11 protein-coding genes are annotated in these 12,814 nt (G+C 53.9%); all 11 read left to right on the top strand.

The features are described from left to right. Window positions 1–19: 19 nt before the first annotated feature. A complete protein-coding gene (gene ndk, locus ACPUC8_RS03600) occupies window positions 20–451 on the top strand; it encodes a nucleoside-diphosphate kinase (RefSeq protein WP_007884899.1) in 432 nt (143 codons plus the stop codon). 188 nt (window positions 452–639) lie between these two features. After that, window positions 640–1,809, top strand: coding sequence for a dual-specificity RNA methyltransferase RlmN (rlmN, locus tag ACPUC8_RS03595; protein ID WP_494925586.1), 1,170 nt, complete (start codon window positions 640–642; stop codon window positions 1,807–1,809). A gap of 77 nt (window positions 1,810–1,886) precedes the next feature. Next, window positions 1,887–2,621 (top strand): type IV pilus biogenesis/stability protein PilW, encoded by a 735-nt coding sequence (gene pilW, locus ACPUC8_RS03590; protein ID WP_039329849.1) that lies wholly within the window; start codon window positions 1,887–1,889, stop codon window positions 2,619–2,621. Further along, a complete protein-coding gene (rodZ, locus tag ACPUC8_RS03585; protein ID WP_039329847.1) occupies window positions 2,611–3,624 on the top strand; it encodes a cytoskeleton protein RodZ in 1,014 nt (337 codons plus the stop codon). Before pilW ends, rodZ begins: the two co-directional genes overlap by 11 nt. A 38-nt stretch (window positions 3,625–3,662) precedes the next feature. After that, on the top strand, window positions 3,663–4,784 hold the full coding sequence (gene ispG, locus ACPUC8_RS03580) for a flavodoxin-dependent (E)-4-hydroxy-3-methylbut-2-enyl-diphosphate synthase (RefSeq protein ID WP_039329846.1): 1,122 nt from the start codon (window positions 3,663–3,665) through the stop codon (window positions 4,782–4,784). Between the two features lie 106 nt (window positions 4,785–4,890). Further along, window positions 4,891–6,171, top strand: coding sequence for a histidine--tRNA ligase (hisS, locus tag ACPUC8_RS03575; RefSeq protein ID WP_039329844.1), 1,281 nt, complete (start codon window positions 4,891–4,893; stop codon window positions 6,169–6,171). 33 nt (window positions 6,172–6,204) lie between these two features. Next, window positions 6,205–6,822, top strand: a complete 618-nt coding sequence (locus tag ACPUC8_RS03570; protein ID WP_039329843.1) for a YfgM family protein — start codon at window positions 6,205–6,207, stop codon at window positions 6,820–6,822. A gap of 19 nt (window positions 6,823–6,841) precedes the next feature. Then, window positions 6,842–8,023: an outer membrane protein assembly factor BamB gene (gene bamB / locus ACPUC8_RS03565; protein WP_039329841.1), complete on the top strand. Its 1,182-nt coding sequence runs from the start codon at window positions 6,842–6,844 to the stop codon at window positions 8,021–8,023. Window positions 8,024–8,200: 177 nt separating this feature from the next. Next, on the top strand, window positions 8,201–9,694 hold the full coding sequence (gene der, locus ACPUC8_RS03560; RefSeq protein WP_058968024.1) for a ribosome biogenesis GTPase Der: 1,494 nt from the start codon (window positions 8,201–8,203) through the stop codon (window positions 9,692–9,694). A gap of 103 nt (window positions 9,695–9,797) precedes the next feature. Then, window positions 9,798–10,025: a zinc ribbon domain-containing protein gene (locus ACPUC8_RS03555; protein ID WP_494925585.1), complete on the top strand. Its 228-nt coding sequence runs from the start codon at window positions 9,798–9,800 to the stop codon at window positions 10,023–10,025. 328 nt (window positions 10,026–10,353) lie between these two features. Then, on the top strand, window positions 10,354–12,792 hold the full coding sequence (locus ACPUC8_RS03550; protein WP_494925584.1) for a glucose/quinate/shikimate family membrane-bound PQQ-dependent dehydrogenase: 2,439 nt from the start codon (window positions 10,354–10,356) through the stop codon (window positions 12,790–12,792). Window positions 12,793–12,814 lie beyond the last annotated feature (22 nt).

The following is a 12,814-nucleotide window of genomic DNA, read 5'->3' as shown; positions in this document are numbered from 1 at the left end:
ATGCTAACTAGAGGTCATCATGGCAATCGAACGTACTTTCTCAATCGTTAAACCAAATGCTGTCGCTAAGAACGTGATTGGTGCTATCTACAACCGTTTTGAAAGCGCAGGCTTCAAAATCGTTGGCGCGAAAATGCTGCACCTGACCAAAGAGCAGGCAGAAGGCTTTTACGCTGAGCACAAAGGCCGTCCATTCTTCGATGGTCTGGTTGAGTTCATGACTTCTGGTCCCGTTGTTGTTTCTGTTCTGGAAGGCGAAAATGCCGTTCAGCGTCACCGTGACCTGATGGGTGCTACCAACCCAGACAACGCACTGGCCGGTACTCTGCGTGCTGATTACGCTGACAGCTTCACCGAGAACGCGACCCACGGTTCTGACTCAGCTGAGTCTGCTGCACGTGAAATCGCTTACTTCTTCGCTGAGAACGAAGTCTGCCCACGCACTCGCTAAGTGCGTTGCAGCTGATGCGGATAAACGTCTTTACACCTTTTACGCTTAAGTAAAGTCGTTCCCCCTGGCATCATGCAGCAGATGTAGTACAATTATGCGCCCTTGTTGAGCCAGCCTCAGCGAGGGCGCCTTTTTTTTCCTATTCTTAACCAGAGCCGTAACGTGTAACAACGAGGCCAGAGAACATTATGTCCGAACAGATTGTGACGCCGTCGTCCGCTTCCCCCGTGGTTGTTTCCCCAAAAAACGAAAAAATTAACCTGCTGGATCTTAACCGTCAGCAGATGCGTGAATTCTTCCTTGAAATGGGCGAAAAGCCGTTCCGCGCTGATCAAGTCATGAAGTGGATGTACCACTACTGCTGCGACGATTTCGAGCAGATGACGGATATCAACAAAGTGCTGCGTGGCAAACTGATGCAACGCGCTGAAATTCGTGCGCCGGAAGTGGCGGAAGAGATGCGTTCCAGCGATGGCACCATCAAATGGGCGATCCGCGTGGGCGATCAGCTGGTAGAAACCGTCTATATCCCGGAAGCCGACCGTGCAACGCTGTGCGTCTCCTCGCAGGTAGGTTGTGCGCTGGAGTGCAAATTCTGTTCGACCGCGCAGCAGGGCTTTAACCGTAACCTGCGCGTCTCCGAAATCATTGGTCAGGTATGGCGTGCGGCGAAAATCATCGGCGCAGCTAAGATCACCGGCCAGCGCCCGATCACCAACGTGGTGATGATGGGCATGGGTGAGCCATTGCTCAACCTCAACAACGTGGTGCCTGCGATGGACATCATGCTGGACGATTTTGGTTTTGGTCTGTCAAAACGTCGCGTGACGCTTTCGACTTCAGGCGTAGTTCCCGCACTGGATAAGTTGGGCGATATGATCGACGTTGCGCTGGCGATTTCACTGCACGCGCCGAACGATACCATCCGTGATGAAATTGTGCCGATCAACAAAAAGTACAACATCGAAACCTTCCTGGCTGCAGTGAAGCGTTATATCGGCAAATCAAATGCCAATCAGGGCCGTGTGACCATTGAGTACGTGATGTTGGATCACATCAATGACAGCACCGACAATGCCCATGAACTGGCGGCCTTGCTGAAAGATACACCGTGCAAAATCAACCTGATTCCATGGAACCCCTTCCCTGGCGCACCTTACGGCCGCAGCTCAAACAGCCGTATTGACCGCTTCTCTAAAGTGCTGATGGATTACGGTTTTACCACTATCGTGCGTAAGACGCGCGGCGATGATATCGATGCCGCCTGTGGTCAGCTGGCAGGGGATGTGATTGACCGTACCAAGCGCACACTGCGTAAGAAAATGGCCGGTGAAACCATCTCTGTGAAGGCGCTCTGAAACCCATCGTCTGGTGATATTCACCGGGCGTGAGGCGTGCCAGTCTCTCTGCTCGATTTTGAGCAGGAGAGACAGAAATGCGTAAAGGATTACTCGCGGTGGTTGTGGCTGGCTTTGTTGTAAGTGGTTGTGTCAATCCACCCCCCAACACCCGTGCCGCTGACATCAGACTACAGTTAGGATTACACTATCTGGCTGTGAAAGATTATGGCGCGGCGCACCGCAATCTATTACGTGCAGAGCGTGCCGCACCAAAGGACTACCGCGTGCCGTTGGCGCTTGCGCGATTGGCACAGGCGCAGCAGAATAGCGCGCAGACACATTGGCACTACCAACGCGCTCAGCAGTTAGCGCCAACGAATGGCTATGTCGCTAACAATTACGGTGCGTTTCTCTGCGGTTTAAGGCAGTATGACGAAGCGCATCAACAGTTTAAGCTGGCGATCGCAGCGCAGGAAATTGATGCCCGGCAGGATGCATTTCTGTTTTCGGGCTATTGTTACCTGCAGGCTGGAGAGAGTGCCGCAGCGCGCGAGCCACTAGGCCACGCGCTGGATGCCGCACCGGAGCAGGGGAGTCATCTGCTTGCGGAAGTGGAAAGGCGTCTTGAGCAGCAGGATCGCACGGCGGTTCCGCTGTTATTAGAAGTGTACCACCAGCGGTTGCCCGCAACGGCAGACAGCCTGTGGTTACAAATACGTTTCGCCGCGCAACAGGGAAACGCTGCTGACGTTACACGTTATGGCGATCTGTTGGCGCGAAGTTTTCCACAATCGATACAGTACCAGCGTTATTTTGCTAATGAATACTGAAGCCACTCAAGAGAATTCTGCAGTACATTCCACAGGTGAACGCCTGCGTCTGGCCCGTGAGCAGATGGGACTGACCCAGCAAAACGTCGCTGAACGCCTGTGCCTGAAACTTTCTACCGTGCGGGATATTGAAGAGGACAAATCACCAGCTGATTTAGCCTCAACTTTCCTGCGAGGTTATATCCGTTCTTATGCTCGTCTGGTGCATGTGCCGGAGGATGACCTGTTGCCGATGATGGCAAAACAGGCACCGGTGCGCGCGGCTAAAATTGAGCCGATGCAGAGCTTCTCATTGGGCAAACGCCGTAAAAAGCGCGATGGCTGGTTGATGATTTTCACGTGGCTGGTGGTCTTTGTGGTCATCGGCCTGACAGGTGCCTGGTGGTGGCAGAACCATAAAGCCTCGCAGGCGGATCTGGTCTCCATGGCGGACCAGAACGGCAGCAGCAACGATAGCAGCCAGTCAATTCCGTTGGGTGATAGCAGCACTGACAGTGCTGCAGATACAGACACCAATGCAGCAGGTACACCGGTCGACAATGGTGCCGGTGCCGTTGCGACGCCGAACACCAGCAGCAATGCTCCAGTGGCAAACACCTCTTCTCCGGCAGCAACTAGCGATAACGCGGTGGTCTCGCCAAGCCAGGCGCCTGTTGACAACGCACCGCCAGCAGCCACTTCACCGGCTCCGGCCAACAGCATTCCGGCGGGTCAAATGCCGACGGGTAATGCCGCAGTCAGCGAGCCAGCGGGCGATCCGAACGCTGTCGTCATGAATTTCAAAGCGGATTGCTGGTTGGAAGTCACAGACGCGACCGGTAAGAAGCTGTTCAGTGGTCTGCAACGTAGCGGCGGTAAGCTCAGCCTGTCTGGAACGCCTCCGTATCGTCTGAAAATTGGTGCTCCAGGTGCGGTTGATGTGCAATATCAGAATCAGCCCGTTGATTTAAGTCGTTTTATCCGTAATAACCAGGTTGCCCGTCTGACGCTGGGTGCGCAATAACGCGCAGCGCGCTTTCCGGGTAATTGTGGAGAGAGAATATGCATAACGAAGCACCCATTATCCGTCGCAAATCAACACGGATTTACGTCGGCAAGGTGCCGGTTGGTGATGGTGCGCCCATTGCCGTTCAGTCAATGACCAACACCCGCACCACGGATGTGGAAGCCACGGTTAACCAGATTCGCCAGCTTGAGCGAGTCGGTGTCGATATCGTCCGTGTTTCTGTGCCTACCATGGATGCGGCTGAAGCGTTCAAACTGATTAAGCAACAGGTCAATGTGCCGCTGGTGGCGGACATTCATTTTGACTATCGCATCGCCTTGAAAGTCGCCGAATACGGCGTAGATTGCCTGCGTATCAATCCGGGCAACATCGGCAACAACGAGCGTATTCGCCAGGTGGTGGATTGCGCGCGTCACTACAATATTCCTATCCGTATTGGCGTTAACGCCGGTTCACTGGAAAAGGATCTGCAGGAAAAATACGGTGAGCCAACGCCTCAGGCGCTGCTTGAATCCGCTATGCGTCACGTTGATCACCTCGATCGCCTCAACTTTGATCAATTCAAAGTGAGTGTTAAAGCCTCTGACGTCTTCCTCGCCGTTGAATCTTATCGTCTGCTGGCGAAAGCCATTGATCAGCCACTGCATCTCGGTATCACCGAAGCAGGCGGCGCGCGTGCCGGTTCGGTGAAATCGGCTATCGGCCTCGGTTTGCTGCTGGCAGAAGGTATTGGCGATACGCTGCGTATCTCGCTGGCGGCCGATCCGGTTGAAGAAGTCAAAGTCGGTTATGACATTCTGAAATCACTGCGTATTCGTTCTCGCGGCATTAACTTCATTGCCTGCCCAACCTGCTCACGTCAGGAGTTTGATGTGATCGGTACCGTGAATGCGCTGGAAGAACGTCTTGAAGACATCATCACGCCAATGGATATCTCCATCATCGGGTGCGTGGTGAACGGTCCGGGCGAAGCGACGGTTTCAACCATGGGCGTGACGGGCGGTAGCCGCAAAAGTGGTTTCTACGAAGACGGCGTGCGTCAACGTGACCGCCTTGATAACGACAACATGATTGACCAGCTGGAAGCGCGCATTCGTGCCAAGGCCAGTATGCTGGATGAAAGCCGCCGCATTAACGTGCAGCAGCTGGAAAAATAAGGGACGGTGCGCGTTCGCCGCGCGCCAGTTTGTGAATGAACCTGTGCGGTTTCATCCTCATAAGGTATGATGCCGGACAGGTTTTTTTGTATTAAGAGATTCTAACGTGGCGAAGAATATTCAAGCGATCCGTGGGATGAACGATTACCTGCCGGCGGATACCGCGATTTGGCAGCGTATTGAGGGCACCCTGAAGCAGGTGCTGGCCAGTTACGGTTTTAGCGAAATTCGCTTACCGATTGTGGAACAAACGCCGCTGTTTAAACGCGCAATCGGTGAAGTCACCGATGTGGTTGAAAAAGAGATGTATACCTTTGACGACCGCAACGGTGAAAGTCTGACGCTGCGCCCAGAAGGTACCGCAGGCTGCGTGCGTGCCGGTATCGAGCATGGCTTGCTCTACAACCAGGAACAGCGTTTGTGGTACATCGGCCCGATGTTCCGCTACGAACGTCCGCAAAAAGGTCGTTATCGCCAGTTCCATCAGATTGGCGCTGAAGTGTTTGGTCTGCAAGGACCGGATGTCGATGCCGAACTGATTATGATGACCGCACGTTGGTGGAAAGCGTTGGGTATTGCTGACCACGTGCGTCTGGAACTGAACTCCATCGGCTCCCTTGAAGCGCGTGCTAACTATCGTGATGCACTGGTGGCATTCCTCGAACAGCATAAAGATAAGCTGGACGAAGATTGCAAACGCCGCATGTACAGCAACCCGCTGCGCGTGCTGGACAGCAAGAATCCGGACGTGCAGGTTCTGCTGAATGACGCGCCAACCTTGAACGAGTACCTTGACGAAGATTCTCGTGCGCACTTCGACGGCCTGTGTGCCCTGTTGGACGATGCGGGCATTGCTTATACCGTGAATCAGCGTCTGGTGCGTGGTCTCGACTATTACAACCGTACCGTCTTCGAATGGGTGACCAGCAGCCTCGGCGCACAAGGTACCGTGTGTGCCGGTGGCCGCTATGATGGCCTGGTTGAACAGTTAGGTGGACGCGCCACGCCAGCCGTTGGTTTCGCGATGGGTCTGGAGCGATTGGTGTTGCTGGTTCAGGCGGTTAATCCAGATTTTGAACCGACGCGCATTGTTGATGTCTATGTTATCGCTTCGGGGCAGGGCGTTCAGTCTGCCGCGATGCAACTGGCGGAAAAACTGCGTGATGCTGATCCGGCACTGAAGCTCATGACGAACTTCGGTGGTGGTAACTTCAAGAAGCAGTTTGGCCGTGCAGACAAGTGGGGCGCACGCATTGCGCTGGTGCTGGGTGAAGATGAAGTGAAAACCGGTCAGGTTGTCGTCAAAAATCTGGCAACCGGCGATCAACAAACTATCGCCCAGAGCGAAGCCGCAGCAACGTTGCGCACGCTGCTGCAGTCAGCGTAGCACTGCGACAGCCATTTACAGGAGAGGGATTGCGTGGAAGTTTACAGCAACGAAAACGAACAAGTTGACGCACTGCGTCAGTTCTTTGCCAACAACGGTAAAGCACTGGCTGTGGGTGTGATCATCGGCATCGCTGCGCTGGGTGGCTGGCGTTTCTGGACCAGCCATCAGGATGGTGCAGATAAAGCCGCATCGGCACAGTATCAACAGTTGACCACGGCAATGCAGGCTGACAAGCCTCAGACGCTGGAAGCCGTCGCGACGTTTGCCAGTGAAAACAACAACACCTACGGTGCACTGGCGTCGCTGGATTTGGCGAAGCAGTACGTCGAAGCCAATCAGCTAGACAAAGCCATTACGCTGTTGCAAAGCGGGCTGAAAGACACCAAAGATGCCAACCTGCAGGCGGTGATTAACCTGCGTCTGGCGCGCATTCAACTGCAACAAAACCAGGCTGATGCCGCACTGACTACCCTCAACAATGTTAAGGGGGATGGCTGGACAGCCATTATTGCGGACATTCGTGGTGAAGCACTGCTGAGTAAAGGCGATAAGCAGGGCGCACGTGATGCCTGGAGCAAAGGCGCTGAATCGCAGGCCTCTCCTGCGTTGAAGCAGATGCTGCAGATGAAGATGAATAACTTAAGCTAAGCCAGTCAAGAGAGCGCACATGGAATTACGTAAATACCTGCTGCCAGGGCTGATTTCAGTCACCTTGCTCAGCGGTTGCTCGCTGTTCAGCGGCGAAGAAGATGTAGTGAAAATGGCCCCGCTGCCGAAAGTGGAAAACCAGTTTACGCCACAGACTGCCTGGAGCACCTCTGTGGGTGACGGCGTTGGCGATTTCTATTCCAATCTGCATCCGGCCTGGCAAGATGGCACCGTCTATGCAGCTGACCGCTTTGGTGTGGTGAAAGCGTTGGACGCCAGCAACGGTAAAGAGAAATGGAAAGTTAATCTCTCTGAGAAAACCGGCTTCTTCTCGAAAAACATTTCGGCACTGCTCTCTGGCGGTATTACCGCTACCAGCGATCGCATCTATATCGGCAGCGAACGTGGCCAGGTCTATGCGCTGAACAACAGTGATGGCAGCATCGCATGGCAGACCAAAGTCGCCGGTGAAGCCTTGTCGCGCCCGGTGGTTAGCGACGGTCTGGTGCTGATTCATACCAGCAACGGCATGTTGCAAGGATTGGATCAGAGCAGCGGCGCCATCAAATGGAGCGTAAACCTGGACATGCCTGCGCTGTCACTGCGTGGTGAATCTGCCCCAACCGTGGCCTTTGGTGGTGCGATTGTCGGCGGTGATAACGGTCGTGTCAGTGCCGTGATCCTGAACCAGGGGCAGCTGATTTGGCAGCAGCGTATTTCGCAACCGAGCGGCGCCACTGAAATTGATCGTCTGAGTGATGTGGATACCACGCCAGTTGTGGTCAATGGTGTCGTTTACGCGCTGGCGTACAACGGTAACCTGACGGCACTGGAATTGCGCTCAGGCCAGATTTTGTGGAAACGTGAAATCGGCGGCGTGAAAGATATGGTGATTGATGCGGGCCGTATTTATCTGGTCGATCAGGACGACCGTGTGATTGCACTCAATGCTGACGGTGGCGTGGCCATCTGGCGTCAGAGTGATCTGCTGCACCGTAATCTGACTTCACCAGTACTGTTCAACGGTTATCTGGTAGTGGGTGATAGCGAAGGCTACCTGCACTGGATCAACACGCTGGATGGTCGCTTTGTCGCGCAGCAGAAACTGGACAGCGATGGCTTCCAGACTGAGCCGGTCGTGGCGGGTGATAAGCTACTGATTCAGGCGAAGGGCGGCGAAGTTTACGCCATCACGCGTTAAGATCTGGCTCTGCGGGGATCGATTTCCCGCTCGCTTTTACGGCTCCTGATTCGTCAGGGGCCGTTTCGTTTTTTGTCAGGCATGGTATTCTTTGCGCCTTCAGCCTGACGCCTTCCGGCAAATGTCGTTATAATCACGCCATTCGGGCGATTTATTTTTAAAACTGAGGCAAGTGTTATGGTACCTGTGGTCGCGCTGGTTGGGCGTCCCAATGTGGGAAAATCTACGCTATTTAACCGCTTAACGCGCACTCGTGATGCGCTGGTAGCGGATTTTCCTGGACTGACTCGCGATCGCAAATATGGTCGCGCCGAAGTGGAAGGGCGCGAATTTATTGTTATCGATACCGGTGGTATTGATGGCACCGAGGAAGGCGTCGAAAACCGCATGGCAGAACAGTCGCTGCTGGCGATCGAAGAAGCCGATGTGGTGCTGTTTATGGTCGATGCGCGTGCAGGCGTCATGCCGGCCGATCAGCAGATCGCCAATCATTTGCGAGCACGTGAAAAAGCCACCTTTGTGGTCGCCAACAAAACGGACGGCATCGATCCGGATGCTGCGGTGTTGGATTTCTACGCGCTGGGCTTGGGTGAAATTCATCCCATCGCTGCCTCGCATGGTCGCGGTGTAAACAACTTGCTCGAAGCAGCACTGCTGCCGTGGATGGACGAAATCGTTCCAGAAGTCGAGCTAACGGAAGAAGAAGAGAACGCTGCCTATTGGGCCGCGTTAGAAGCAGAAGAGAACGATCAGGCACTCGAGGAAGAGGAAGAAGAAGATTTCGATCCCACCACCTTGCCGATCAAGCTGGCTATCGTTGGTCGCCCTAACGTAGGTAAATCCACGTTAACTAACCGTATTCTTGGCGAAGACCGTGTTGTGGTCTACGACATGCCAGGCACAACACGTGACAGCATCTATATCCCGATGGAGCGTGATGAGCGCGAATACGTGCTGATCGACACTGCGGGTGTACGTAAGCGCGGTAAGATCACGGAAACTGTCGAGAAGTTCTCCGTCATCAAAACCTTGCAGGCCATCGAAGATGCCAACGTGGTGATGCTGGTGATTGATGCGCGTGAAGGCATCTCTGATCAGGATCTGTCGCTGCTTGGCTTTATCCTCAACAGCGGACGCTCACTGGTGATCGTGGTCAACAAGTGGGATGGCATGACGCAAGAAGCCAGAGAAGAAGTCAAAGAAATGCTGGACTTCCGTCTGGGCTTTATCGATTTCGCGCGCATCCACTTTATCTCGGCACTGCACGGTAGCGGCGTAGGTAACCTGTTCGAGTCCGTGACCGAAGCTTACGATTGCTCAACCAAACGTGTTGGCACCGCGATGTTGACACGTATTATGACCATGGCGTCAGATGACCATCAGCCGCCATTGGTACGCGGTCGTCGTGTGAAGCTGAAGTATGCTCATGCCGGTGGTTATAACCCGCCTATCGTGGTGATCCACGGTAACCAGGTGAAGGACCTGCCAGATTCTTATAAACGTTATCTGATGAATTACTTCCGTCGTTCACTTAACGTCATGGGTACACCAATTCGTATTCAGTTTAAAGAGGGCGATAACCCGTATGCGGGCAAACGCAATCTGTTGACGCCAACGCAGCAGCGTAAACGTCAGCGTCTGATGTCGCACCTGAAGAAAAACAAACGTTAATATGATGAGGGCCCATACGGGCCCTTTTTTTTGGCTTTAAAATGGGATCACGCCGCTACGACTTGTGCCATATCAGGCGCGAAAAATGTAACAAGGAGAATCTATGCCCCATTTGTGCCCCCACTGCCAGCACGCTCTCAACCCTACCGATACCGGCTTCACTTGCGATAATTGCCATCACCATTATGCCCAACGCGCGGTCTGCCCGGATTGCCAGCAGCCGCTACAGGTGCTGAAAGCCTGCGGTGCAGTGGACTATTTTTGCCAGCACGGACACGGGTTGATCTCGAAAAAGCGTGTCGAATTCGTGCCTGAATTCCCAGCGCTCTAAAAATCTCACCTTAGCGGCGTCATATTTATTAATACCTTACGACTGGTTTTGTAGCAAAAATGCTATTAGCCAGTAACTCCTTCGTTATGGATGTTCACTTTCTAATGTACCAGGTGGTACAATCCTGCCGCCTTGAAGCGAGAATGACTCTCACCTGCGATGTGTCCTCGCTCACAAGCGCCGAATCACGGGCATTGTACCCGTACCAATAGATATAAAATAAAGCGTAACGGATTAGCTCTTGCCGCCAGTTTCGGCGGGAGCATTGTCACCGGCTGCCAATGGCGTATCGGCACCAGCGCGTTATTTTTTCAGGAGAGTTTTTGTTATGGCAGAAAATTCCGCTCGTCCCTGTAAAGGGCTGAGTATCTGGTCTGTATTGTTCGGGCTGGTCCTTCTGGCTGTCGGTCTGTTCTTCGCGATCGGTGGCGGCAAGTTGGTCGCTTTGGGCGGCAGTTGGTACTTCCTCATTTCCGGTATTGTGATGTTGCTGTCGGCGATTCAGTTCTTCCGTCGCAAATCCTCTGCCGTCACCCTGTTTATTCTGGTCTTCGTTGGCACCCTGATTTGGGCGCTGTTCGACGCAGGCTTCCATTTCTGGCAGTTGGTTTCTCGTCTGATGGTCCCAGCGGGCCTGATGCTGCTGGCGTTCCTGACATGGCCTGCACTGCGTAAGCGTGAAGGCAAAAGCTCACTGGCGAAAGTGTCTTACGTGCTGTCTGCGGTCATCGCTGTGGGTATGGTGGCGACTTTCGTTCAGATGTTCCAGCCGCATCCAACCGTTGCGTTTGAAGGCAAACAACTGCCGCTGATTCCGGTAGACAAGTCTAAGCCACAGCAGGACTGGAGCAGCTATGGCCGTACGCCAGAAGGCGACCGTTTTGCGGCAATCGACCAGATTACCCGTGATAACGTTAAAGACCTGCAGGTTGCATGGACCTTCCACACGGGCGATACGCCAATCAGCCCAACCGGTAACGGCGCAGAAGATCAGGAAACGCCACTGCAAGTGGGTAACACACTGTATCTTTGCACCCCACACAACAACGTGATTGCGGTTGCAGCTGATACCGGTAAGCAGATCTGGAAGCGTGAAATCAACGCGCAAGCCGAAGTGTGGAACCGTTGCCGTGGTCTGGCGTATTTCGATGCGACCAAACCTGTGCAGCAGCCCTCTCAGCCGGGTTCAACACCGGTTCCTGCGCCGGCACTGGCGGCAGGTGATACCTGTCAGCGTCGTATTCTGATGAACACCATTGATGCGCGTCTGATTGCTATCAACGCTGACAACGGTGAATTCTGTGAAGACTTCGGTGACCACGGTGTGGTTGACCTGAAAAAAGGTCTGGGCGCTGCGCCAGATCCACAATATCAGCTGACCTCTGCGCCACAATTAGCCGGTACCACCGTTGTGGTGGGTGGCCGTGTAGCGGATAACGTACAGACGGATATGCCTGGCGGCGTACTGCGCGGCTTTGATGTGATCACCGGTCAGATGCGTTGGGCGTTTGACCCAGGTAATGTTGATCCAAATGCCGTTCTGATGCCGGGCAAAGACTACACCCGTAGTACCCCGAACTCATGGGCTCCGATGTCTTACGACCCAGCCATGAACACCGTGTTCCTGCCGATGGGTAGCTCATCTGTTGACCTGTATGGTGCAGATCGTACCAAGCTGGATCACACCTATGGCGCGTCTATCCTTGCGCTGGATGCCACCACCGGTAAGCAGAAGTGGGTTTATCAGACCGTGCATAACGATCTGTGGGACTTTGACCTGCCAATGCAGCCGAGCCTGGTCGACTTCCCGATGAAGGATGGTACGACCAAGCCTGCTGTAGTTATCGGTGCGAAAACCGGCATGATTTGGGTGTTGGATCGCCTGACCGGCAAGCCTTTAACGAAAGTTGAAGAGCAGCCAATGCCGCAGGGTCATATCCCGAACGAGCAGTACACCAAAACTCAGCCGCACTCAGTGGAAATGCCAAACATTGGCAACCAGAAGCTGACCGAGTCTGATATGTGGGGTGCAACACCGTTTGACCAGTTAGTCTGCCGTATTGCCTTCAAAGGCATGCGTTACGATGGCCTGTTCACCGTACCCGATACAGATAAGTCTCTCAGCTTCCCAGGTTCTCTGGGTGGGATGAACTGGGGCAGCATCTCGTTTGACCCGAACAACCAGTACATGTTCGTCAACGACATGCGTCTGGGCTTGTGGGTGCAGATGATTCCTCAGGACACCACTAAATCGGCTGCCAGCAACGGTGGTGAAGCCATCAACACCGGTATGGGTGCGGTTCCGCTGAAAGGTACGCCGTATGCGGTGAACAAAAACCGCTTCATGTCACCGCTGGGCATTCCGTGCCAGGCGCCACCGTTCGGAACCTTGTCTGCTATCGACATGAAAACCCGCCAGATTGTTTGGCAGGTGCCAGTGGGTACGGTGCAGGATACCGGTCCATTTGGTATCAAGATGCATGCACAGATGCCAATCGGTATGCCTACGCTGGGCGGTACTTTAGCGACTCAGGGCGGCCTGGTGTTCATCGCCGGTACGCAGGATTACTATCTGCGCGCCTTTGATAGCTCAACCGGTAAAGAAGTGTGGAAAGCACGTCTGCCAGTGGGCAGCCAGGGCGGTCCGATCAGCTATGTTTCACCGAAAAATGGTAAACAGTACATCCTGATCTCTGCAGGTGGTGCTCGCCAGTCACCAGACCGTGGTGATTACGTGATTGCTTACGCGTTGCCAGACAGCAAGTAAGTTGCCTTAAATATGAGAAAGG

The organism is Pantoea sp. CFCC18177 (genome assembly GCF_059412425.1).
The sequence above is the reverse complement of the archived record's forward strand: the minus strand, read 5'-3'. Positions and strand labels throughout refer to the sequence as shown.

What these genes read in the sequence shown, in the direction of transcription:
- bamB (WP_039329841.1), top strand. Translation starts at nt 6,842, where the DNA reads ATGGAATTACGTAAATACCTGCTGCCAGGGCTGATTTCAGTCACCTTG.
- rodZ (WP_039329847.1), top strand. Translation starts at nt 2,611, where the DNA reads ATGAATACTGAAGCCACTCAAGAGAATTCTGCAGTACATTCCACAGGT.
- ispG (WP_039329846.1), top strand. Translation starts at nt 3,663, where the DNA reads ATGCATAACGAAGCACCCATTATCCGTCGCAAATCAACACGGATTTAC.
- der (WP_058968024.1), top strand. Translation starts at nt 8,201, where the DNA reads ATGGTACCTGTGGTCGCGCTGGTTGGGCGTCCCAATGTGGGAAAATCT.
- ACPUC8_RS03550 (WP_494925584.1), top strand. Translation starts at nt 10,354, where the DNA reads ATGGCAGAAAATTCCGCTCGTCCCTGTAAAGGGCTGAGTATCTGGTCT.
- ndk (WP_007884899.1), top strand. Translation starts at nt 20, where the DNA reads ATGGCAATCGAACGTACTTTCTCAATCGTTAAACCAAATGCTGTCGCT.
- rlmN (WP_494925586.1), top strand. Translation starts at nt 640, where the DNA reads ATGTCCGAACAGATTGTGACGCCGTCGTCCGCTTCCCCCGTGGTTGTT.
- pilW (WP_039329849.1), top strand. Translation starts at nt 1,887, where the DNA reads ATGCGTAAAGGATTACTCGCGGTGGTTGTGGCTGGCTTTGTTGTAAGT.
- ACPUC8_RS03555 (WP_494925585.1), top strand. Translation starts at nt 9,798, where the DNA reads ATGCCCCATTTGTGCCCCCACTGCCAGCACGCTCTCAACCCTACCGAT.